At 66.0% G+C, this 21,221-nt stretch carries 19 protein-coding genes and 1 pseudogene; 5 read left to right on the top strand and 15 right to left on the bottom strand.

Translation table 11 applies throughout. The annotated features are described in order from the left end of the window. The first annotated feature begins 62 nt into the window (after positions 1 to 62). The 3 genes from GGR90_RS01625 (at position 63) to GGR90_RS01635 (ending at position 3,851) form a co-directional block, all read left to right on the top strand. The gene (locus GGR90_RS01625) at positions 63 to 1,229 is read left to right on the top strand and encodes an N-acetyltransferase (RefSeq protein WP_167918863.1); all 1,167 of its coding nucleotides are present in this window, start codon (positions 63 to 65) and stop codon (positions 1,227 to 1,229) included. 65 nt (positions 1,230 to 1,294) lie between these two features. Beyond that, complete coding sequence (locus tag GGR90_RS01630) at positions 1,295 to 2,725, top strand: DUF1800 domain-containing protein (RefSeq protein ID WP_167918865.1); 1,431 nt, start codon at positions 1,295 to 1,297, stop codon at positions 2,723 to 2,725. A 7-nt stretch (positions 2,726 to 2,732) separates the two neighbouring features. Then, complete coding sequence (locus GGR90_RS01635) at positions 2,733 to 3,851, top strand: DUF1501 domain-containing protein (RefSeq protein ID WP_167920758.1); 1,119 nt, start codon at positions 2,733 to 2,735, stop codon at positions 3,849 to 3,851. Positions 3,852 to 3,854: 3 nt separating this feature from the next. Here GGR90_RS01635 and xth read toward each other — a convergent pair whose 3' ends face one another. The 7 genes from xth to GGR90_RS01670 form a co-directional block, all read right to left on the bottom strand. Then, positions 3,855 to 4,625: an exodeoxyribonuclease III gene (xth, locus tag GGR90_RS01640; protein ID WP_167918867.1), complete on the bottom strand. Its 771-nt coding sequence runs from the start codon at positions 4,623 to 4,625 to the stop codon at positions 3,855 to 3,857. Positions 4,626 to 4,664: 39 nt separating this feature from the next. Next, the gene (gene erpA / locus GGR90_RS01645) at positions 4,665 to 5,006 is read right to left on the bottom strand and encodes an iron-sulfur cluster insertion protein ErpA (RefSeq protein WP_167918869.1); all 342 of its coding nucleotides are present in this window, start codon (positions 5,004 to 5,006) and stop codon (positions 4,665 to 4,667) included. A 91-nt stretch (positions 5,007 to 5,097) separates the two neighbouring features. Further along, positions 5,098 to 5,730 carry a M23 family metallopeptidase gene (locus GGR90_RS01650; RefSeq protein ID WP_342449872.1) on the bottom strand — a complete coding sequence of 211 codons (633 nt, stop codon included), beginning with the start codon at positions 5,728 to 5,730 and terminating at the stop codon, positions 5,098 to 5,100. 185 nt (positions 5,731 to 5,915) lie between these two features. Continuing rightward, positions 5,916 to 6,707 carry a ferritin-like domain-containing protein gene (locus GGR90_RS01655; protein WP_167918873.1) on the bottom strand — a complete coding sequence of 264 codons (792 nt, stop codon included), beginning with the start codon at positions 6,705 to 6,707 and terminating at the stop codon, positions 5,916 to 5,918. Next, positions 6,707 to 7,174 carry a peroxiredoxin gene (locus GGR90_RS01660; protein ID WP_167918875.1) on the bottom strand — a complete coding sequence of 156 codons (468 nt, stop codon included), beginning with the start codon at positions 7,172 to 7,174 and terminating at the stop codon, positions 6,707 to 6,709. Before GGR90_RS01660 ends, GGR90_RS01655 begins: the two co-directional genes overlap by 1 nt. Beyond that, a complete protein-coding gene (locus tag GGR90_RS01665; RefSeq protein WP_167918877.1) occupies positions 7,171 to 9,888 on the bottom strand; it encodes a bifunctional [glutamine synthetase] adenylyltransferase/[glutamine synthetase]-adenylyl-L-tyrosine phosphorylase in 2,718 nt (905 codons plus the stop codon). Before GGR90_RS01665 ends, GGR90_RS01660 begins: the two co-directional genes overlap by 4 nt. A 78-nt stretch (positions 9,889 to 9,966) precedes the next feature. Beyond that, positions 9,967 to 10,761 (bottom strand): response regulator, encoded by a 795-nt coding sequence (locus GGR90_RS01670; RefSeq protein WP_167918879.1) that lies wholly within the window; start codon positions 10,759 to 10,761, stop codon positions 9,967 to 9,969. A 208-nt stretch (positions 10,762 to 10,969) separates the two neighbouring features. Here GGR90_RS01670 and GGR90_RS01675 point away from each other — a divergent pair, with 208 nt between their 5' ends. Next, the gene (locus GGR90_RS01675) at positions 10,970 to 11,140 is read left to right on the top strand and encodes a NepR family anti-sigma factor (RefSeq protein ID WP_167918881.1); all 171 of its coding nucleotides are present in this window, start codon (positions 10,970 to 10,972) and stop codon (positions 11,138 to 11,140) included. Between the two features lies 1 nt (position 11,141). Here the strand turns inward: GGR90_RS01675 and tgt are convergent, their stop codons facing one another. From tgt to GGR90_RS01690, 3 genes are all read right to left on the bottom strand, one after another. Next, a complete protein-coding gene (gene tgt / locus GGR90_RS01680) occupies positions 11,142 to 12,266 on the bottom strand; it encodes a tRNA guanosine(34) transglycosylase Tgt (protein ID WP_167918883.1) in 1,125 nt (374 codons plus the stop codon). A gap of 46 nt (positions 12,267 to 12,312) precedes the next feature. Beyond that, positions 12,313 to 12,801 carry a hemerythrin domain-containing protein gene (locus GGR90_RS01685; protein ID WP_167918885.1) on the bottom strand — a complete coding sequence of 163 codons (489 nt, stop codon included), beginning with the start codon at positions 12,799 to 12,801 and terminating at the stop codon, positions 12,313 to 12,315. A gap of 62 nt (positions 12,802 to 12,863) precedes the next feature. Then, complete coding sequence (locus GGR90_RS01690) at positions 12,864 to 15,053, bottom strand: EAL domain-containing protein (RefSeq protein ID WP_167918887.1); 2,190 nt, start codon at positions 15,051 to 15,053, stop codon at positions 12,864 to 12,866. A gap of 229 nt (positions 15,054 to 15,282) precedes the next feature. Between GGR90_RS01690 and GGR90_RS01695 the strand changes: the two genes are divergently transcribed. Continuing rightward, positions 15,283 to 15,951, top strand: a complete 669-nt coding sequence (locus tag GGR90_RS01695) for a helix-turn-helix domain-containing protein (protein ID WP_167918889.1) — start codon at positions 15,283 to 15,285, stop codon at positions 15,949 to 15,951. Between the two features lie 65 nt (positions 15,952 to 16,016). On the opposite strand, the gene GGR90_RS01700 is transcribed toward GGR90_RS01695, so the two are convergent. The 5 genes and pseudogenes from GGR90_RS01700 to GGR90_RS19355 all read right to left on the bottom strand — a co-directional run. Next, the gene (locus tag GGR90_RS01700) at positions 16,017 to 16,430 is read right to left on the bottom strand and encodes a hypothetical protein (protein WP_167918891.1); all 414 of its coding nucleotides are present in this window, start codon (positions 16,428 to 16,430) and stop codon (positions 16,017 to 16,019) included. A gap of 115 nt (positions 16,431 to 16,545) precedes the next feature. Further along, positions 16,546 to 17,463 (bottom strand): hypothetical protein, encoded by a 918-nt coding sequence (locus GGR90_RS19350; RefSeq protein WP_245198353.1) that lies wholly within the window; start codon positions 17,461 to 17,463, stop codon positions 16,546 to 16,548. A gap of 8 nt (positions 17,464 to 17,471) precedes the next feature. Further along, positions 17,472 to 20,099 (bottom strand): fimbria/pilus outer membrane usher protein, encoded by a 2,628-nt coding sequence (locus GGR90_RS01710; protein WP_342449873.1) that lies wholly within the window; start codon positions 20,097 to 20,099, stop codon positions 17,472 to 17,474. Then, positions 20,096 to 20,899, bottom strand: a complete 804-nt coding sequence (locus tag GGR90_RS01715; RefSeq protein WP_167918893.1) for a fimbrial biogenesis chaperone — start codon at positions 20,897 to 20,899, stop codon at positions 20,096 to 20,098. The genes GGR90_RS01710 and GGR90_RS01715 overlap by 4 nt, the downstream gene beginning before the upstream one ends. 96 nt (positions 20,900 to 20,995) lie before the next feature. Beyond that, a pseudogene (locus GGR90_RS19355) lies at positions 20,996 to 21,221 on the bottom strand (hypothetical protein); the annotation flags it as partial.

Genomic DNA, 21,221 nt, shown 5'->3' on the forward strand with positions numbered 1-21,221 from the left:
GCCATTTCTATGCCCTAATGCGTCGCCACAAATATAGGCTCGGCTTTTCAGGAAACCACCCCATGAGCGGACATTCGCACGGCCCGATCACGATCCACCCGGTCAAGAACAAGAGCGACCTGCGCGAATTCGTCGAGCTCGCCTATCGCCTCAACCGCGGCGATCCGGCGTGGGTGCCGCCGCTGAAGGGCGAGGTTTACGGCCTGCTCACCCCCGGCAAGAATCCGTGGTTCGAACATGGCAAGGCGCAATTTTTCCTCGCGCGGCAGGACGGCCGCACGATCGGCCGCATTTCCGCGCATATCGACGAACTCGCGCTTGCGCAGCCCGCCGAACAGGGCATGGGCCCCGGCACCGGCAATTGGGGACTGCTCGAGGCCGAGGATCAGGATTGCGCGCGCGCGCTGCTCGCCGCCGCCGAGGAGTGGTTGCGCGGACAAGGCATGACGCGCGCGCTCGGCCCGCTGTCGATTTCGATCTGGGACGAGCCGGGGCTGTTGATCGAGGGGTTCGACAACGCGCCGACGGTGATGATGGGGCATAACAGCCCGCTCTATCGCGGGTGGATCGAGGGCACCGGATACGCGCCGGCGAAGCAGCTGCTGAACTATGACGTCGCGATTCGCGACGGTTTTCCGCCGATCGTCGACCGCATCGTCGCGGCGGGCGCGAAGAATGCGCGCATCCGCATTCGCAAGGTCGACAAGCGCCGTTTCGATGCCGAAGCGACGCTGATCATGGGCCTGCTCAACGACGCATGGTCCGACAATTGGGGCTTCGTGCCGCTGACCGACAGCGAGATCGCCTATGTCGGCAAGAAGCTGAAGGATATCGTCTTCGAGGATCTGATCCGCGTCGCCGAAGTCGACGGCGAACCCGTCGCTTTTATGATCGTGCTGCCGAACATCAACCAGCTCTTGATCGACATGGAAGGGTCGCTGTTGCCCTTCAACTGGGCGCGGCTGCTCTGGTGGCTGCGCAGACCCAAGAGCCGCATCCTGCGCGTACCGCTGATGGGCGTCGCCAAAAAGCTGCAGAACAGCCGCATGGCGAGCACGCTGGCCTTTATGATGATCGAATATATCCGCCGCGACGCGGTGCGCGATTACGGGACCGAACGCGGCGACATCGGCTGGGTGCTCGACGACAACCAGGGGATGAACGCGGTCGCCGAGGCGATCGGGGCGAAGGTCAACCGCGTGTATCAGATCTACGACAAATCGCTCTGATCGCTGGGACAGCTTTGCGACAAATGACGGCCATCGTGCGTTTCGAAGGCACGAAAGGGTTTGTCATGGCAGTCCAGTATCTTGCCGCCCATCGCTTCGGGCTCGGCCGCCGCTTCGACGATCCGGCGATCGAGGACCCGAAAGACTGGCTGGTGCGCCAGATCGGCGACTATGATCCCGCCCCCGCGGCGATCGCGGGGCTGGCGGGGCGCGAGGCGATCGCGACCGCCTATGCCGAATATCAGAGCGAGCGGCAGGCGATGCGCCGCGAAGCGAAGAATGCCAAAATGCGCGACGATGACGGCGCGGAGGTCCAGACGATGCGCCGCATGGCGCGTGCCGGTTTCCGCCGCCACTATGGCGAGGCGGCGCGCGCGCGCTTGACCGCCGCGGTCGCGACGCGCACCCCCTTCCCCGAACGCCTCGTCCATTTCTGGTCCAATCATTTCGCGATTTCGGCCGACAAGCAGACCGTCGTCGGCTTTGCCGGAAATTACGAGAATGAAGCGATCCGCCCGCATGTCATGGGCAAATTTTCGGACCTGCTGACCGCCGCGGTCTATCATCCCGCGATGCTGCTCTTCCTCGATCAGGCGCAGAGCTTCGGCCCTGACAGCCAGTTCGCGACGCGCGTGCGGAACCGGGGGCGGCGGCAGGCGCCGGGGCTCAACGAAAATCTGGCGCGCGAGATCATGGAGCTGCACACGCTGGGCGTGCGCGCCGGCTATACGCAGGCCGATGTGACGAACTTCGCCAAGGCGCTCACCGGGCTCACCGTGGCCGGGCTCGGCCGCGGCGCGGGCCAGCGGCTGATGCCCGCCGACGCGCGGACGGGCGAGACGATATTCGTCGACCGGCTGCACCAACCCGGTCCGCTGACGATCCTCGGCAAACTTTATGACCAGCCCGGAGCGAAACAGGCCGAAGCGGTGCTGCGCGACCTTGCCGTCCATCCCGCCACCGCGCGCCATGTCGCGACCAAGCTCGCGCGCCATTTTACGTCGGACGAGCCGCCCGCAACGCTCGTCGACCGGCTGACAGAGGATTTCGAACGAACCGGCGGCGACCTGCCCTCGCTCTATCGCACCCTCATCGCCTCGCCCGAACCCTGGGCCGCCGCACCGACGATGTTCAAGTCGCCGTGGGACTGGACGGTGTCGATGCTGCGCGCGCTGAAGACACCGGGGCTAGGCGAACGGCAGAATATCGCCGCGATGTTCACCCAGCTCGGCCAGCCGGTGTGGCGCCCCGGATCACCCAAGGGCTATGACGATATGGTCGCGACCTGGGCGGGATCGGCGGCGCTGATGCAGCGCGTCGAACTCGCGAGCCGCATCGCAGGCCGGATCGGCGACCGTGCCGACGCGCGCGCGCTCGCCCCCCTCGTCCTCGCCGACGCGCTCACCCCCGAAACCGCGCAGGCGATCGCGCGCGCCGACAGTCCGGGCCAAGGCATCGCGATGCTGTTCGCCAGCCCGGCCTTTTTGCGGAGATAGTCTTGTGATCCTCTCACGCCGCTCGATCATCCTGTCGGGAATCACCGTCGCCGCGGCGGGGGCGCTGCCCGGTTTCGCCTATGCCGCCGCGGGCACGCCAAAGCGCCTCGTCTTCGTCATCCAGCGCGGCGCCGCCGACGGCCTCGCCACCGTCGCGCCGACCGGCGACCCCGCCTTCGCCGCCGCGCGCCGCGCGCTGGCCGACGAGACGGCCGGCGGGGCAAAGCTCGACGGGATGTTCACGCTGCACCCGTCGCTCACGCAAACCGCCGGCCTCTACACCAGCAAGCAGGCGCATTTCGCGCACGCCGTCGCGACGGCCTATCGCGACCGGTCGCATTTCGACGGACAGAATATGCTCGAGGGCGGCGGGTCGCGACCCTACGGCCGCGACACCGGCTGGGTCGGACGCCTGCTCACGTTACTCCCCGCCGCCGAGCGCGACGCGATCGCCATTGCGCCCGCGGTTCCGCTCGCGCTGCGCGGATCGGTGCAGGTTGGCACCTATGCGCCGAGCCGCCTGCCGCAGGCCGACGCGGACCTGATCGCGCGGCTGACCGCGATGTATGCCGACGACCCGCTGCTCCATCCGCTGTGGGATAGCGCGGTCAAGACGCAGGAGCTGGCGAGCGACATCGGCGGCAACAACGGCCGCAACGGCGCCGACCTCGGCAAGCTCGCGGCGTCGCTGATGCTCCCCGCCGACGGCGCGCGCGTGATGATGGTCGAAACCGGCGGCTGGGACACGCACAGCGGCCAGCGCGGGCGGCTGGCGGCGCAACTTCGCGGGCTCGACCAGCTGATCGGCGCGCTTCAGGCCGGGCTCGGTCCCGCATGGAACGATACGCTCGTCATCGTCGCGACCGAATTCGGGCGCACCGTAGAGGTCAACGGCACCGGCGGCACCGATCACGGCACCGCATCGACCGCGATGCTGCTCGGCGGCGGACTGGCGATGGGCGGCAAGGTGTCGGCCGACTGGCCGGGGCTTGGCGCCAGCGCCCGCTATGAGGGCCGCGACCTCAAACCGACGCGCAGCCTCGAAAGCGTGATCGCGGGCGCGGTCGCGCATCATTATGCGCTCGACCCGAAGCGGGTGATGGCGACGCTCTATCCCGACGCTTGAGTGTCAGGCCAGCACCGCCCAGGTCGGCGCATGGTCGCTCGCCTTCTCGCGCCCGCGATGATCCTTGTCGACGCCCGCATCGACGAGCCGGTCGGCGAGCGCCGGGCTCAAGAGCAGGTGATCGATGCGGAAACCGTGGTCGCGCTGCCAGCCGCCCGCCTGATAGTCCCAGAATGTCCAGACGCCGCCCGCCGGATGGCGGCTGCGGATCGCGTCGGTCCATCCGTCGCCGAGCAGCCGGAACCAGGCATCGCGCGAATCGGGCTGCATCAGCGCGTCGGTCGCCATCGCGCGCGGGTCCCACACATCGTCGTCGTGCGGGATGACATTATAGTCGCCGGTCAGGATCGTCGGAATTTCGGCGGCGAGGAGGAATTTCGCCCGCTCGCGCAGCCGCGCCATCCAGCGCAGCTTGTAATCGAACTTGGGCCCCGGCTGCGGATTGCCGTTGGGAAGGTAGATCGACGCGACGCGCAGGCCGTGAACATCGGCTTCCAGATAGCGCGACTGCTCGTCCTCGGCTTCGCCGGCAAGGCCGCGCTGGATTTCGACGGGCTGCGTGCCCTTGGCGAGGATCGCGACGCCGTTGAAGCCCTTTTGTCCATGATAGAGAAAGCCGTAACCCGCCGCCTCGATCTCCTTGGTCGGCATCGTTTCGTCGCTCGACTTCAGTTCCTGAAGGCAGGCGACATCGGGCTGCGTTTCCTCGAGCCATTCGACGAGGCGCGGCAAACGGGCCTTGATCCCGTTGATATTGAATGTCGCGATTTTCATGGCGCACCTATGCCAGCAAGCACCGCGCTGTGAAAGGCGTCAGATCGAGAAGCTCGACCCGCAGCCGCAGCCCGAGGCCGCATTGGGATTTTCGACCTTGAACGACGATCCGCCGAGCGAATCGACGAAATCGACGATGCAGCCGCGCACCAGGTCGATGCTCACCGGGTCGACCACCAGCTTCACTCCATCGGTTTCGGTGACAATGTCATCGGCGTCGATGTCTTCGGCCAAACCGAAGCGATAGGTGAAGCCCGAGCAGCCCCCGCCATCGACCGCGAGGCGCAGCGCCGCATCGGCGTTGCCCTTGCGGTCGGCGATCCAGCGGACGCGCGCCGCGGCGGCGGGCGAGAGGGTGATATCGGAAAGCTGCGTGGCCATGACCGCTAGATAGGCGCCCCGGGCTCAAATAAAAAGGGCGCCTCGACGGTATTCCGCCTGGCGCCCCTTCCTCTCCGACCCGGGAAAACTGTTATTCGGGACCGCCCATCGCGACATTCTTGCCGGTGATCGCGGCGATCGCCATCTGGTCCGAACGGACGAAGGGCAACGGATTGACCGGCGCGCCTTCGATGCGGACTTCATAATGGAGGTGATTGCCGGTCGAACGGCCGGTGGAGCCGACATAGCCGAGGATGTCGCCCCGCTTCACCTGCTGCCCGGAGCGCACGATGTAGGAGGACATATGGCCGTAGCGCGTCTGGATCGCATTGCCATGTTCGACCTCGACATAATTTCCATAGCCGCCGAGGCGCTGGGCGCGGCCGACGATGCCGTCGGCGGTCGCATAGATGGGGGTGCCGCGCGGCGCCGGAATATCGATGCCGTTGTGGCGCGCGACCCGGCCGGTGACGGGGTGGACGCGCATGCCGTAGGACGACGACAGCGACATCTGGTCGATCGGGCGGCGCGACGGGATCGCGACGCCGATCGAGGCGGTCAGGCCGGTGTCGAGGCGCTTCCACGCCTGAAAGATCGCGCGCGCTTCGCTGTCTTCGCTTGCCGAGGGAACGCCAGCATCGAAGCTGTCGTCATCGGGTTCGTCGGGAGCGACAATGCCGGCGTCGGCGCTGGTGTCGGCGGCGTGGGCGGCCGGAGTGGCCACTCCGAAACATGCTGCCGCGCAAATGATTGCGACTTGGTGCAACTTCTGCGCCAGAAGAGTGTTGATCAAAACGACGACCCCGCGTTTGCCATGTCGCCAAAGTCCGAAAATGGGCCTTGGCGCCGGTGTTTCTTGGTTCGGATGATTGCTCATCCCCCGCGGAAGCCTGTGTGCTGTTCCAATCCTTACGAAGCAATAACGGCGTAGAATTCTTGCGTTAAACCGGCGTCGTGGCGCGCCGAGTCGTTGAACGGTGGCTTCAAACTGCCCCGAAAGCGCGATTTTACCAGGGCGTGCCACGTTTCGACGGCGTTGAATCCCATTTCGTCGCACTTTTGCCGGAACCAGAGTGTGCCGACGCTCACATGCCGGATTTCATCCTTGTAAATACGCGACAAAATCTTCGCGGACGCCTCGTCCCCGGCGGCTTGAAAGCGTTCGACCGTCGCCGGGGTGACGTCGAGCCCGCGCGCTTCGAGCACCATCGGCACGATCGCGAGCCGCGCGAGCGCATCGTCGGCGGTCGCCTCCGCCGCCTCCCACAATTCGGCGTGCGCCGGCAGCGCGCCATAATGGCTGCCGAGTTGGCGCAGACGCCGGTCGAGCAGCGCGAAGTGCATCGCCTCGTCGGCGGCGACGCCGATCCAGTCGTCGACGAACGCCCGCGGAAATTCGCCGCCAAAACGCCCGACCAGATCAACCGCGAGGTCGATCGCCACAAACTCGATATGCGCGAGCGCATGGAGCAGCGCGATACGGCCGCGCTCCGAACCGCCCTTGCCGCGCTTGGGCATCCGGTTCGGTGCGAGCAGCTCGGGCTCCGCGGGCCACGCCGGCTGGTCGGGCATCGGCGTATCGCAGCGATGTTCGAGTTGGCCGCGCCGCCACGCCCGCGCCAGACCGCGCGCCGCGCGCCGCTTGTCGTGCGGGTCCGCCGTCAGCAGAACCGCGCGCGCCGCTTCGCCCAGCGTCTGCATCAGAGGGCCTTGGCGGCCTCCAGCACGGCGTCGGCATGGCCCTTGACGCGCACCTTGCGCCATTCCTTCGCCAGCTTGCCGTCGCGGCCGAACAGGAAGGTCGAACGCTCGATTCCCATATAGGTGCGGCCGTAATTCTGCTTTTCCACCCAGGTGCCGAACGCCTCGCACACCGCGCCCTCCTCGTCCGAGGCAAGGCGGACGGTCAGGCCATATTTGTCGCGGAACTTGCAGAGCTTTGCGGGCGCATCGCGCGATACCGCCAGCACCTGCGCATCCAGATGCGCGAATTCGGGCGCCAAGCGCGTGAAATCCTGCGCTTCGGTCGTGCAGCCCGGCGTATCGGCCTTCGGATAGAAATAGACGACCAGCGGCGCCCCTTTCATCGCGACAAGGTCGATCGCCGCGCCGTCGGCATCGAGAAGCTTCACATTGGGAATCGGGTCGCCGATCGCGGGTGCGCTCATGTCTGTATCTCCTGCTGTGCCGAGGCGGCGGGCCGAATCGACGCCCACCAGTTCGCGATCTCCTGCCGCGCCATATCGTGCGCGGCAAGCAGTTGCGGCCAGCCGGGCTCGCCGCACGCGGCCGCGACGAGCCCCCGCGCCGCCGCCGTCGCCGGTTCCCCGTCGGGCGCCGTGAGGCGCAGCATGACGAGCATCCGCGCGAGCAGCCCGTGCGCGTCGCACACCTCGGGCGGCGCCAGCCCCGCCGCCTTCATGCACGCGAGCGCCGCCGAAATATTCGGGTGGTGACATTGCCCGCTCACCAGCTGCGTCACCTGCATCGCGAATTCGAGATCGACGAGCCCGCCCGGCCCGCCCTTGATGTCGAGCGCGCCCTTCGCCGGCTTGTGCGCGGCGATCTTGTCGCGCATTTCGGCGGCGTCGGCGGCCAATTTCGCGGGATCGCGCGGGATCGCAAGCAGGTCATCGACGATACGCTGCACCTCCGCCTTCGCCGCGTCCGAGCCATAGACCGGCCGCGCGCGGAGCAGCGCCATATGCTCCCACGTCCACGCTTCCTCGCGCTGATAGCGTTCGAAGCTGTCGAGCGTGACGACGAGCGGCCCCTGTGCGCCCTGCGGCCGCAGGCGCGTATCGACGTCATAGAGCTTGCCCGCCGCGGTCGGCACCGACATCGCGCCGGTCACGCGCTGCGCGAGGCGGTTGTAATAGGTCGTCGCGCCCAGCGGACGCGGCCCGTCCGATTCGGCGAGATGGTCGCCGGTGAACAGATAGATGAGGTCGAGGTCCGACGCGTGCGTCAGCGCGCTGCCCCCGAGCCGCCCGAGCGCGAGGATAACAAGCTCACTGTCCGGAACGCGGCCATGCGCGGCAACGAATTCGGCGACCGTCGCATCGGCGAGCACCCGCAGCGCGGCCTCCGCGAGTTCCGCATAGCCGCTCGCGACGACGAGCGGATCGTTCGCCCCCGCGATCAGCTGCACGCCATAAGCGAAGCGCCGCTCGCCGACGCGGTCGCGCACGCGGTCGAGCAGCCGCTCATAGTCGAGCCCCGCCAGCCCCGGCGCCCATTCGGCGAGCAGCTCGGCCTTCGTCGCCGGCGCCTCGAACGCGCGCTTGTCGATCAGCCCTTCGATCAGCTCGACCCGCGCGCCGAGCGCCTCGGCCAGCGTCGGGGCGAGCGACAGCGTGCGCGTCGCGATCTTCGCGAGTTCGGGCTGCGCCGCGAGCAGGTGAAAGAAACCCACCGCGCTCGGCAACCCGCCGACGAGCTTGTCGAAGCGCAGCAGCGTCGCGTGCGGATCGGGCGCGGCGCCGATCGCCTTGATCAGCTCGGGCAGCACCGTCTCGAGCGCGCCCTGCGCCGCCGGGCTGCGCAGCGCGCGCAGCTTGCCGCCGCGCCATTCGGCGATCGTGCGCAATGCCGCATCGGGCGGATCGAACCCCGCCGCGATCAATTGCGCCGTCAGCCCGTCCTCGTCGCGCGACAGGCCCTTGGTCACCGCGCGCTCGGCAACGAGCCGGTCGTAGCAACTGCCGACGTCGGCGACGACGGGTTCCAGCGCCGCGAGCAACGCTGCGCCGTCGGCCTTGCCATCGAGCCGCGCGACGCAGTCGAGCGCCGCTTCTTGGATAGGCAGGCTATGCGTCTGCTGGTCCTCGATCATTTGCAACCGGTGCTCGATGCGGCGAAGCGTCGCGTAATGATCGGACAAGCGCGTCGCGACATCGGGTTCGATCCGCCCCGCCGCCGCGAGCGCGGCGAGCGCGTCGACGGTCGCGGGAACGCGCAGCGACGGGTCGCGCCCGCCATAGATGAGCTGGTGGACTTGCGCGAAAAACTCGATCTCGCGAATGCCGCCGCGCCCGCGCTTCAGGTCGAAGCCGGGGCCGAACGCCTGCCCTTGTGCGAAATGGTCGCGGATCCGGTCGCTCATCGCGCCGATTTCCTTGAGCTGCCGGAAATCGAGGCTGCGGCGCCAGATGAAAGGCTGGATCGCGGCGAGGAAATTCTCGCCAAGCGCGCGGTCGCCCGCCGAGGCGCGCGAGCGGATGAAGGCCGCCTGCTCCCATGCCAGCGCCTCGGACTCATAATAGGAGATCGCCGCGCTTTCGGGCAGCACGATCGGCGTAACTTCGGGATGCGGGCGAAGACGCAGGTCGACGCGCAGCACATGCCCGTCGCCGGTGCGCGCCGACAAAATCTCGGTCATCCGCCGCGCGATCCGCACCGCCGCTTCGCCCGGATCGTCGCGCGACCGGCGGGGAAGGGTTTCGGGGTCGAAGATCAGGATCGGGTCGATGTCCGACGAATAGTTGAGCTCAAAGCTGCCGAGCTTGCCGAGCGCGATCACCGCGAGCCCGCGCGGTTCCTCGCCCGGCACACGCTCGGCGAAGGCGGCGGCGAGCGCCGCGTCGCACGCCGCGTCGGCGAAACCGGACAGCAGCCGCGTCGTCGTCGCCACATCATGCTCGCCCGACAGGTCGCCGAGCGCGAGCAGCAGCGCCATCCGCCCGCGCCATTGGCGCAGCGTGCGCATGATATCGTCGCCAGCCGGCGGTGGGGCGACATCGGCCAGCGCCGCGTCGGTTCCGTCCGCAAGGAAGCGCGACACATCGTCGGGGTTCAGTTCGGCGAGCCGGGCGAGGAAGGGCGCGTGCGCGGCAAGCCGGTCGAGCGCCGACTGGCGGCTGGAAGCGTCGGATGCGGTCATCGCGCGCTGCTATCGCCCGCGATCTGGCGCGAGGCAAGGCGGTTCCGCCGCCCCGTGTTCGCGGGGCGACGGCAAAGCTCAGGCCGGAATCGTGCTTTCGTCGAAGAACAGCACCTGCGAGATCGCCGCGCGCAACGTCGCGGGCTGATACGGCTTGGTAAGCAGGAAGGCGGGTTCGGGCCGGTCGCCGGTGAGCAGCCGTTCGGGAAAGGCGGTGACGAAGATGACCGGCACTTTGAGGTCGGCCAGGATTTCCTGCACCGCCTCGATCCCCGAACTGTTGTCGGCGAGCTGGATGTCGGCGAGCACGAGGCCGGGCTGGTGCTTCTGCGCCTCGTCGACCGCCTCGCGGTGCGTCGTCGCGACGGCGACGACGTCATGGCCCAGCTCGCGGACGATCATTTCGATGTCCATCGCGATGATCGGCTCATCCTCGATGATCAGGATGCGCGCGCGCGTCTGGCGATCGATCTCGTCGGTCGCGTCGACGATCAGCGAGCGCACCGCCTCGGCATCGCGGCCGATGATGCGCCCCGTGTCTTCGGCGCTGAACCCCTCGACCGCGGTGAGCAGCAACGCCTGCCGCGCGAGCGAGGGAATGCGGCGGAGCCGCGCATCGGCGATCGCGATGTCGGTCAGCGCGCCGGCGTCGGTCGCCGCGGCCTGCTGGGCCATCAAGCCGAAATTGTCATGCACCATCCGGTACAGCTGGATGCGCAGGTCGGCTCCCGTATCGATCGCACCCGGGTCGGCCACCAGCGTCTGAAGCAGCCGGGCGACCAGCGCATCCCCGTTCTGCTGGCTTCCGGAAATGGACCGGCCATAACGCCGCAGATAGGGAAGATGCGGCGCAACCGACTGACCCAATGACATATTTTACCTCCTGATAACCCAAAAAACCGGGGCGGACGCGTCCGGAAAAGGGACAACGCCCCATGCTTCCCCGCCACCATCCGATATATTTCAACCTTTGGGAACGATTTAGCCCCAAAATAGTTTCATGGCGAAGGACAAACGCGCCATTGCGCTTTGGTGTATGCGCGGTTAGCAAAAGGCCCCATGTTCAGCGGATGCTTCGATAATGTCGTCTAAAACCGGTTCGCCACGCAGCGAGGCTTCCGGGAAGAATGCCGATAAAAAATCGTCCGCCAAGGGGCAGGACGTCAATGGCGCGCTGCGCCGCGCCTATGAATCGACCGTCGATGAGACGATCCCCCAGAATTTGCTGGATTTGCTGAGCAAACTCGACTGAGTCAGCGCTTGTAGCGGGCGTCGAAATCGCGCTGGAACGCCGCGAATGTCCCCGCGCCGATCGCATCGCGCATGCCCTGCATCAAATCCTGATAATGGTGCAGATTATGCTGGGTCATCAGCATCGCGCCGAGCATCTCGCCCGAGCGGACGAGGTGATGCAGATAGGCGCGCGACCAGGTCGTGCAGACGGGGCAAGAACAGTCGGCGTCGAGCGGCGCCTGATCCTCGGCGAATTTCGCGTTGCGGATGTTGATCGGTCCGTCGCGCGTAAACGCCTGCCCGTTGCGGCCCGACCGCGTCGGCAGCACGCAATCGAACATGTCGACCCCGCGCGCGACCGCCCCGACCAGATCGTCGGGCTTGCCGACCCCCATCAGGTAACGCGGTTTGTCGGCGGGAAGCTGGCCGGGCGCATAGTCGAGCACCCCGAACATCGCCTCCTGCCCCTCGCCCACCGCGAGCCCGCCGATCGCATAGCCGTCGAAGCCGATATCGGTGAGCGCCGCGGCCGACCGCGCGCGCAATGTCTCGTCGAGCGATCCCTGCTGGATGCCGAACAGCGCCGATCGCGCGGCGTGCTCCTCGCCCGCGTCGAAGCCCGCGCGGCTACGCGCCGCCCAGCGCATCGAGCGTTCCATGCTCGCCTCGGCGCGCTTCGCATCGACGCCGTTTGGCGGGCATTCGTCGAACGCCATCACGATGTCGCTGCCGAGCAGGCGCTGGATCTCCATCGAACGTTCGGGGGTGAGCATGTGGCGCGAGCCGTCGAGGTGGCTCCGGAACGCGACCCCTTCCTCGCTCTGCTTGGTCAATGCCGACAGGCTCATCACCTGATAGCCGCCGCTGTCGGTCAGGATCGGCCGGTCCCAGCCCATGAATTTGTGAAGCCCCCCCAGCCGCGCCATGCGCTCGGCGGTCGGGCGCAGCATCAGGTGATAGGTGTTGCCGAGGATGATGTCGGCGCCGGTGGCGCGGACCTCGGCGGGACGAATCGCCTTCACCGTCGCGGCGGTGCCGACGGGCATGAAGGCGGGCGTGCGAATCTCGCCGCGCTGCATGGCGATCACGCCCGTGCGCGCAGCACCGTCGGTCGCGCCGATCTGAAAAGCGAATCTGTCGGCCATGGCGCGCGCCTATGGCGAGGGCCGCGCCAAAAGTCGAGGGCGGCGACTAATCCCGCGCCTCTTCGCTCGACGGCTCTTCCGCCGCCGCCTTCGCCTTTTCCTTCGGCTTTTCCTTTTCGAAGATCTTGATCAGCTCTTTCTTGCGCTCGTCGGAAAGCTCCTTTTCGGCCGCCGGGAACATCTCCTCCTCTTCCTCGTCGATATGGTGGAGATAGCGGTCCTTCATCGTCCGGAACCGCGTCAGCCAGCCGCTCGACGCAAAATCCATCTCGTATAATTCGGTCAGATAATCCTCGATTTCCTTATGCTCGGCGACGCTGTGCTGCGCCTCGTCGCGCAGGTCGGGGTTCGCGAGCATCGTCGCATAGAGCGACATTTCTTCGGACGCGGCATGCGCGGTCACGTCGATGCGGAACGCCTCGAACAAGTCGCGGCGCTCGGCGCTGTCGCCATGGGTCGCGTCGATCCGCTCGAGCAACGCGCGGTGGCGATCGTGATCGGCCTTCAGCCGCGCGAAAATTCTGGTTTCGGTCATGTCTGCCTCCGTCCGTTGGCGGTTCGAAGACAAAACGGGGCAGGCCGCGACGGGTTCCGGCGTCAGGCTGCTTTCCAGTCGCCCGTCGTCGTAAAGGTCGGCAGCGCGGGCGCGTTCGTCTGCTGCGCCGCGGCGGCGATCAGATAGGGCGAGACGCGGTGGCGCGTGCACAGCCCGCCATTGCCGTCGCTGACCATCGTCTGTTCGAATTCGATGCCCTGCTGGTGCTTTGCCGAGCGACGGACGGTCGCGGTGACGAGCTGCCCCTCGCCGAAATCGATGACGAAGCGCGTGCCGACGGGCACGTCCAAAATGCCCTCGATCAAGGCGCCGGTGGTCGACAGATTGCGGATGACGACGGCGTAGCGGTGATTGTCGTGGATCGCGCCGACCTTGCGGAACAGCGAGAAACGGTCGTTGCGCTGGCGCGCGGGGCCCGACGGCTTGATCGTCCACGATCCCGCCTCGGCATGATCGAGCAGTTCGGCCTGCGGCACGGGCTTGCTATAGATATAGCCCTGGACATGGCTGACGTTAAGCCCCCGGATCAGGTCGAGCTGGTCGAGCGATTCGATGCCCTCGGCGGTCGTTTCCATCTCGAGCGCCTCGGCCAGCGCGACGATCGCGGCGATGATCGCGCCGTTGCGCGATCCGGGCACGGTGGCGTCGCGAACGAAGCTCTGGTCGATCTTGATCTTGTCGAACGGCGCCGATTGCAGATAGCCGAGCGACGAATAGCCGGTCCCGAAATCGTCGAGCGCGAGGCGCACGCCGAGTTCCTTCAGCGCCTTGAACATCCGGTTCGTTTCGGCTGAATCGCCCAGAAAGACGCTTTCGGTGATCTCGAGCTCGAGCCGGTCGGGCGAAAGTCCCGTCGCGGCGAGCGCGCCCGCGACGACCTTCGGCAGGTCGGGGTTCGCGAACTGGATCGGCGACACATTGACCGCGACGCGCATCTCGCCGGGCCAGCGCGACGCGTCCTCGCAGGCCTTGCGCAGCACCCATCCGCCGAGTTGCCAGATCATATTGGCTTCCTCGGCGATCGGGATGAACAGCGCGGGCGAGATCGGCCCGCGTTCGGGATGCGTCCAGCGAATGAGCGCCTCGACCCCCGTCACCATGTTCGACTTCGACTGGACGACGGGCTGGTAGCATAGCTCCATTTCGCCGCGTGCCAACGCGTCTCGCAGATCCTCTTCGAGCACACGGCGCTGTTCGGCCGCCTGATGCAAGTCGCTCGAATAGAAACTGAAGCGCCCGCGCCCGTTGCCCTTGGCCGCATAAAGCGCCAGGTCGGCGTTGCGGACAAGGTCGTCGCTGCCCCGCCCGTCGAAGGGTGCGATCGCGACGCCGACCGAGGCGCCGATGATGCAGCGGCTGCCCTCGACCGAATAGGGTTGCGACAGGCTGGCGATGATATCGGTCGCCATATCGCCCAATTTGCCGCGATCCTCGACGTCGGGAAGAATGATCTGGAATTCGTCGCCGCCAAGACGACTGACCATTTCGCGGTCGCCGACGATCTTGAGCAGGCGCTGCGCGACCTGTTTCAGCAGCGCGTCGCCCGCCGGATGGCCGAGCGTGTCGTTGACCTGCTTGAAACGGTCGAGGTCGATCAGCATGATCGCGCACGCGCGTTGCTGCTGCGCGAACGCCGCGAGCGTCCCGTCGAGCTTTTTCGAAATGTTGAAGCGGTTGGCGAGCCCGGTCAGCGAGTCATAGAGCGCGAGCCGCGAGGCGTCCTCGGCCGAGCGGCGCTGTTCGGTGACGTCGGCGCCGCTGCCCCGGTAACCGGCGAATTTTCCCGCGCCGTCGAACTGCGGCCGCCCCGATATCGCCCACCAGCGATCGTCGCCTTCGAAGGCGCTGCGCAGCGGCAGCTCGTGGAATTTCGACTGTTTGGTCAGCAGAAAGGGCAAGGTGCGCTGGCGCTCGCCTTGGCTATCGGCGGGCAGGAACAGGTCGGTGAAGGCGGTGCCGTGCAGCGCGCGGCCGGTTCGCCCCATCAGCCGCGCCACCGAATCGGTGATATAGGTCAGCCGTCCCTCGGCGTCGGTGGACCAGAACCAGCCCTGCCCGCTGTCTTCGTAATTGCGCAGCAGCAACAGCGCGTCGCGGGTGTGCAGAATGGACGCGGCCTCGCCGCGCTGTTTGCCGATCCGCGAGCCGAGCATGCCGAAAAAGCCGCGCTGGGCTTCATCGACGTCCTCCTGTCCCCCGTCCCCGGAATCGATCCGCGATGGCCCGTCCATCCAACAACTCTTTATCTGATCCCCATTGTGCGATCGCTATGCGCGGCAACAGATTGCGATAGTGTAAATATCCAAGGCTTTGCCCCGAAGCGAGACATCCGGGCGATTGGAAGCGATTTGGAGTGGCCCCGCGCCGGCGCGTCGCCGCGCTCGCGACTTTCACTCATCCTGCCTCATTAACCTTTCCACGAAGCCAAATGTTAATATGGGCCTCGCGATGGATACGCGCATGGCAATGACTGTATATCTGAACGAAGTTCCGCGGTCGGCGGGCAAGGGCCGCGCGTCGCGGCGGCAATTGCGGCTGCCGCTGCACGGGTCGAAGGCGACCGGCGCCGAGATCGAAGCGCTGGTCCATAATATTTCGGCGACGGGAATGCTCGTCGAAAGCGGCGCGCCGCTGGAAATCGGCGAGGTGATCGAGGTCAACCTGCCACACAGCGGCAAGACCGCGACCAAGGTCATCTGGACCAGCGGCCGCCTCGCCGGATGCCAGTTCGAAATGCCGATCTCGCCCGCGACGCTCAGCGCGGCGCAGCTCCGCAGCGTGGTGGTCGAGGGCGAGCCCGATGCGGCCCAAAATCGACCGGCGGCATCCGCCGAGAGTTTCGGAGCCCGCTTGCAGCGGCTGCGAACCGCGAAAGGGCTGACGCAGGGGCAGCTTGCCGTGCGGCTGGGCGTCAGCGAACCGTCGATCTCGGCGTGGGAACTCGACAAGGCCCGACCCAAGGCCGGTCGGGTGGAAGTGCTGGCGAATATGCTCGGCGTCGAAATTCACGAGCTTCTCGGGCTGGAGGAGACCGAAAACCTGCGCGATCTCGTCGCGCGCGCGAAAGAGCAGATCGCGAAGGCGGCTGGCGTCGCTCCCGACAATATCAAGCTGACGATCGAGATATAGTCACCCCGCCACGCGGCGGCAGAGCTCGCTGCCCGGAAGTTCGATGCGTCAGAAGATGACCGACGTCAGGCCGGAATGATCCGCAATTCGAAACGATCGGTGTCGAAACCCTGTTCGCCGGGGATTGCCGCGATCGGCCGCTCCCTGACCCGCGGTCCCATCGCGCGGCTGAGCACGGCCTGGCCCGAACCGTTGAGAATGATCTCGTCGCTCCCCGCGATGATCCGCGCGCCTTCCAGCGAACCCGGCGTGTAGTTGATCACCAGATTATAACCCGCCGGCGCGTTGCAATATTCGCGGAAGGTGCCGAGCGACACCGCGTCGCCGCTGACGATACCGAAACCGGTCGCCTGATGCTGCACGGTGCACTGCACCGCGACCGTCAGGCGCAGGTTGAAACCGTACGACGCCGCCATGGCAGTCGTCGGTGCCGCAACGAGCACAACACTCGCGATGCCGAGCGAGAATTTCCTGATCATCCGTAACCTTTCCGCCGGTTGGCCGAAGCTTTGGATGATTATCTAGGCTCGCGAATCTAACATTCAGTTAAGGGCGTCAGAAAATTGACAATGGGGCCGGGCGAAGCAGGCCGCGTCAGCGAGCGGTCACCGAGATCGAGACGACGTCGCTATACACTCCGGCGCGCCGATCGGACGTGTCGCCGATCAGGAAGTGGATCGGCAGCGCCTCGCGGCGCAGCCCGCCATTCGTCGCCCCGGATATCGTGCGCACGCCCGTCAGATTGACCGAATTGCTGCCGATCGCGAGGCTGTACGGCACATACCAATCGCTCGAACCGAGCCGCAGGCGCCCCGAATTGGCCGAGGTGACGTTCAGGTCGTAGGAACCGGTACTGGCGACGCGAAGCTGGAGCGGCACCGGCGCGACACCGGGCCGCAGTTCGCCAAGATCGACCACCGCGTGCCCGTCGTTCATGGTGTAAGCGCCGGCGAGACCGATCCGTGCCGAGGGCAGGACATTGATCCCGAGGACGAGTTGTGTGCCGCCGAGCGAACGGAAGCTACCGTCCTGCGCCTCGATCGTCACATCCTGGGTAAAAATACCCGAATCCTTCACGTCGTCGGCGTCGGCCACGAGTTTGTACAACAGGGTGCGCGACCCGTTCGCCCCGAGCGTCACCATCTTCTGCGACGGCGCGAGTTGCGTTCGCCCGACGCGCGGCGTCACATCCTGCGTATCGGTCAGGTTGAGCAGCGCGTAGCCGATCCGCTTTCCGCTGCCCTTCGACAGGCCGAACGGCGGCTGGCCGAGTTCGAATGTCGGGGTGAAACGGCATTCGCCCGTACCCTCGTTTACGAACGTGACACCGAACGTCCCTTCGGGAATGGCCCCGTCGAACGGGTCATATCCCTGAATCAGCCAACTTTGCGGCGTCGCATTGATCCGGACAAGACATTCGGCACCGGGAATGGCGGCCCCCGGCGTCGGCGCCTGTGCATAAAGCGGCATGGCCAGCACCGCCGCGGCGAGAAACAGGGTTTTGCGCAGCATAATGCCTCCTAATTTTTCGTACCGGGGCGAACCGTACCGAGGTTCAACAGACCATCGGTGTCCGCCGGCACCGTGAATTCGAAGCTCCGGTCGATTGTACCATTGGGACCGTAGGTTTCCACCAGATAGCGCCGCCCCGGCAGCAGGTTGGTGATCGCGAAACGTCCGATCGAATTGGTGAAGAAGGGAATCGGCTTCGGCGCTTCGGTTGACTGCACATCGAGCAAGGTGACGCGACCGCCGATCAGCGACACGGGCTTGTCCGGCGCCAGAATCAGGGTGCCCATCGCGCTGGCGAACGCATCGGTGCCGACGCGCGCCGCATAGCCGCTCTTGTACGGCGGATGGACGCGGAACACGCCCGGACCGGTGTCATAGCCCGTCGGCGGGTCTTCGACGTCATATTGCACCGACTGGGTGGCATAGGAGCCGAGGAAGTTGTTGACCGCCGCCCCCAGTACGCCGCTCTTGCTGATATAATTATTCTCGGCCAGCGACTGGCCGGCAACCACGCTGCGCTTGCCGAGGTTTTTGTGCGGCGACAACAACATGAAGCTGTCGTTGATTCGCCGCCCGACGCCGAAGCTGCCGTCGGCGAAGGCCAGCGAGGTGCCGACGCGGACCGTCGTGACGTTGAGATCGGCGACGTCCGACAAATTGGGCCCGAACGTCGCGTGGCTGACCGACGCATCGAAACGGTTGGCGGAATAGGTCGCATAGCCGAGCGCGCGCGCGCTGTTGTCGTCGCGCGTGACGACCCCGCCAAAGCCGACGCTGTCGAGTTGGTTCAGGCCGCTCTGGTTGTAGGAAATCTCGCTCAGATTGTCGCGGCTCTCATATCGTGCCTCGGCGCGGCGACGATAGTCGGGCTGGAACACGATGCCGATATTGAAGCTGACCCCGTTCCCGCGTGAGAAGGCCGACGGGAATTTGGCGTAATCGACTCCGGCGCGAAGGGTCCAGCGCCGGTCGAGCCGATAAAAGCCCGTCGCCCCGACGCGATAGCTATCGCCGACGTCCCCGCGCCCCTTGAGATAGGAGGCCGAAGCCGTCGCGGTCAGGCGCATGGTGAATTGCCGCGAATATTGCCCCGTCGCCGTCGCCGACGTGGTGTTGATCCCGTCAATGTTGCCGAGATTGGCGAAACGGGGCGACAGATAATCGGCGCGCAGCGTGAAGCTGTCGGACAGTCCGTCGCGATCGATGAAATGTTCATAGCTGACCCCGCCGGCGAAACCCGTTCCGGCCGTCTTCGAATTGCTGCCGCCGGCATCGAGCAACAGGCGGCCGCCGTTGGGAAGAACGAACTGGGTCTGTCCGGTCAGCGTCTGGACATCCTTGCTCGCTTGAAGGCCGACGCCGATAGCAGGGCGGTTGAAAAAGGCTTTGCGGAAGAATCCGGAGAAGGCGACGGGGCCGCTATAATCGGGCGCACCGCCGAAGGTCCGGCTGGTCGGACCGAAAAAGGCGCCATATTCATAATCGCCGGGATCGAGGTCGATCGGGTCGAGATATTGCTGATACGACAGGTTCTGAACCGCGCCGCTGTTGTCGGTGACCTGAATGTCGACGTCGTTGCTGCCCGCGATCAGCGGCAGCGAACTGAAATCGTAACGGCCGGGCTGCAGCCGGACCTCGCGATAGAGCGACCCGTTGCGCAGGAAGCGGACGGTCGATTCGCGTTGCAGGATGAGCTGGCGATTGGCCTGAAGGATCGCCGAGCGGAAACTGTTGAAGCGGCGGCGCTGACGCAGCACGCCGATGCCGCCCATTTCGACGAAGGATTGCTGGCCGCGAATTTCAGGGTCGAGATCGCCCAGATACCAGCGCCGGAAATCCTCCGGTTCGTCGTAAACGAGGCGCGCATAGTTGCGCGTGAATTTGTAGCTGTCTCCGGTCAGGCCGAACTGTTGCCCCAGTTGCGCGTCGCCCTCGAAAACGAACCGGCCGAGCCGCACCGCACCGTCGAAGTTGATCGTCGGCGGATCGGCCTGGTCGCCCTCCCACAAATAGCTCTGGATCGCGCTGAGGTTCAGAAAGGCCGAAAACCCCGCGGGCTGCAACGTCACATCGTTCGCATCTTCGCGCGGCGGCGCGAAAATATCCTTGATGGCGCGCTGCTCGGCCGACACCTCGACCACGACCACCGCCAGCGTGCTGGGGTCATATGTCAGCTGAACCCCGGTCTTGCCGAGATCATCGGGACCGAAATTGGGCAACGACACGAGGCGCGACGACAGCTCGGCATGCGCCTCTTCGTTCAGCACCGGCTGCATCAAGCGCAGAAAGGTCGCCGATTCGATCAGAAAGCGGTCGTCGGCGGTGAGCAGCATCGGGACATCGCCCAGGCTGCTGCTCTGAAATGTCAACGGCACCGTCATTTCGATGTCGCGGTCGTAAGGATTGATGTCCGGACGACCATGAGGCCCGATCGGAAGCTGCGACATCACCGGCGTCCGGTTCGGGATCGGCGGGATCTGCGTGCCCGGCAACGGAATGGTCGTTGGTGCGCCCGGATCCTGCGCCGGCGACGCGGACCGCGGCCCCTGCGGCAACGGAATCGACACCTGCGCGGTTGCGCTGCCCGCGCACAGCGCGGGCAGCGCAACCGCGCACAGGGCGAAGCCGGCTTTCACTGTTTGAACGAGAGCTTGATCGGGCCGGGACCGAAGCCGGGAACGGGCACGCGGAAGACGCGTTCACCCTGAGCGGGCACATAGCCGGTACCGACCGCCTGATTGAGTTCCTCGGGCGAGATATCGACGCGCAGCCATTTGCCGTCGGTGCCCGTGCCTTCCAGCTGCCAGCCGAAATTCGACATCATCGCGTGACGGCGGCCGTCGTTGCGCAGGGTGATTTCCACCCCGTCCTGCATCGGCGGCAGCTCCTTCGATCCCGGCGGCGCGGGCGGTTGGTACATGATCTGCTTGACCGTGGTCGCCTTCACGTCGGGTTTCGCCCCGGGCGGCGCGACGACCACCAGCGCGCGCATGTTGTAGAGCACTTGCACCTGTGCCCCGACCGCGTCGGCGGCGCCGGGTTCGAAAGCGACCGGTAATTGCTCGACCGAAACATAATAGGCTTGCGATGCCGCCAATTCGGCGCCGCCCACCCACTGCAGGCGGACGACCTGACGACCGCCGGCCGGCAGCACGCCCTGCGGCGGGAAAACAAGGAAATCCTGATCGGCGGGCGTTTCGACGATATTCCCGTCCTTGTCGATTTCCATTCGGAAAACGCGCGTCTGGAACGCCAGGTTGCCGGGATTGATGTTCTGGACCTCGATCCGCGCCACGGCGTTGGTGCCGCGCGATTCCATTTCGACGACCATCGGCGACACGCGCATCGCCAGCGCCGGAGTGACAATCAATGTCAGTGCCGCGAGCGCAGCCAACAGCACGCGCGCGTGACGCTTCATCGTCGCCAAAGCGGTCATGATCCCATCCCCCTGTCCCGATCTGCGGACATAATCGCATTAAACCATAAAGAAAGGGGAAAGATCGCTCTTTCCCCTTTCCTTATTCAGCTACGCTTAGAGAGCGCGCAGCGTCAGCGTGGTGGTGCCGGTGTAGTCACCAGCGACCAGGCCCTTGTTCGTCACGGCCGGAGCGACAATGTCGATGTCCATGCGCGAACGCCATGCGCCCTGCTGCTTCTGGCCAGCGTTGCCGGTGGTCGGAACGTTGAGCGTCTGAGCCGAACCGGTCGTCTGCGCGTTCAGCGCAACGCCCGTCCACGAAGCGGTCACTTCATACGGG

The organism is Sphingopyxis italica, from assembly GCF_011926545.1.
GTDB lineage: Bacteria > Pseudomonadota > Alphaproteobacteria > Sphingomonadales > Sphingomonadaceae > Sphingopyxis > Sphingopyxis italica.

Coding starts and splice junctions, on each gene's coding strand:
- GGR90_RS01675 (WP_167918881.1), top strand. CDS start 10,970: ATGTCGTCTAAAACCGGTTCGCCACGCAGCGAGGCTTCCGGGAAGAAT.
- xth (WP_167918867.1), bottom strand. CDS start 4,625: ATGAAAATCGCGACATTCAATATCAACGGGATCAAGGCCCGTTTGCCG.
- GGR90_RS01690 (WP_167918887.1), bottom strand. CDS start 15,053: ATGGACGGGCCATCGCGGATCGATTCCGGGGACGGGGGACAGGAGGAC.
- GGR90_RS01630 (WP_167918865.1), top strand. CDS start 1,295: ATGGCAGTCCAGTATCTTGCCGCCCATCGCTTCGGGCTCGGCCGCCGC.
- GGR90_RS01685 (WP_167918885.1), bottom strand. CDS start 12,801: ATGACCGAAACCAGAATTTTCGCGCGGCTGAAGGCCGATCACGATCGC.
- GGR90_RS01665 (WP_167918877.1), bottom strand. CDS start 9,888: ATGACCGCATCCGACGCTTCCAGCCGCCAGTCGGCGCTCGACCGGCTT.
- GGR90_RS01715 (WP_167918893.1), bottom strand. CDS start 20,899: ATGACCGCTTTGGCGACGATGAAGCGTCACGCGCGCGTGCTGTTGGCT.
- GGR90_RS01655 (WP_167918873.1), bottom strand. CDS start 6,707: ATGCAGACGCTGGGCGAAGCGGCGCGCGCGGTTCTGCTGACGGCGGAC.
- GGR90_RS01700 (WP_167918891.1), bottom strand. CDS start 16,430: ATGATCAGGAAATTCTCGCTCGGCATCGCGAGTGTTGTGCTCGTTGCG.
- GGR90_RS01625 (WP_167918863.1), top strand. CDS start 63: ATGAGCGGACATTCGCACGGCCCGATCACGATCCACCCGGTCAAGAAC.
- GGR90_RS19350 (WP_245198353.1), bottom strand. CDS start 17,463: ATGCTGCGCAAAACCCTGTTTCTCGCCGCGGCGGTGCTGGCCATGCCG.
- GGR90_RS01695 (WP_167918889.1), top strand. CDS start 15,283: ATGGCAATGACTGTATATCTGAACGAAGTTCCGCGGTCGGCGGGCAAG.
- tgt (WP_167918883.1), bottom strand. CDS start 12,266: ATGGCCGACAGATTCGCTTTTCAGATCGGCGCGACCGACGGTGCTGCG.
- erpA (WP_167918869.1), bottom strand. CDS start 5,006: ATGGCCACGCAGCTTTCCGATATCACCCTCTCGCCCGCCGCCGCGGCG.
- GGR90_RS01660 (WP_167918875.1), bottom strand. CDS start 7,174: ATGAGCGCACCCGCGATCGGCGACCCGATTCCCAATGTGAAGCTTCTC.
- GGR90_RS01670 (WP_167918879.1), bottom strand. CDS start 10,761: ATGTCATTGGGTCAGTCGGTTGCGCCGCATCTTCCCTATCTGCGGCGT.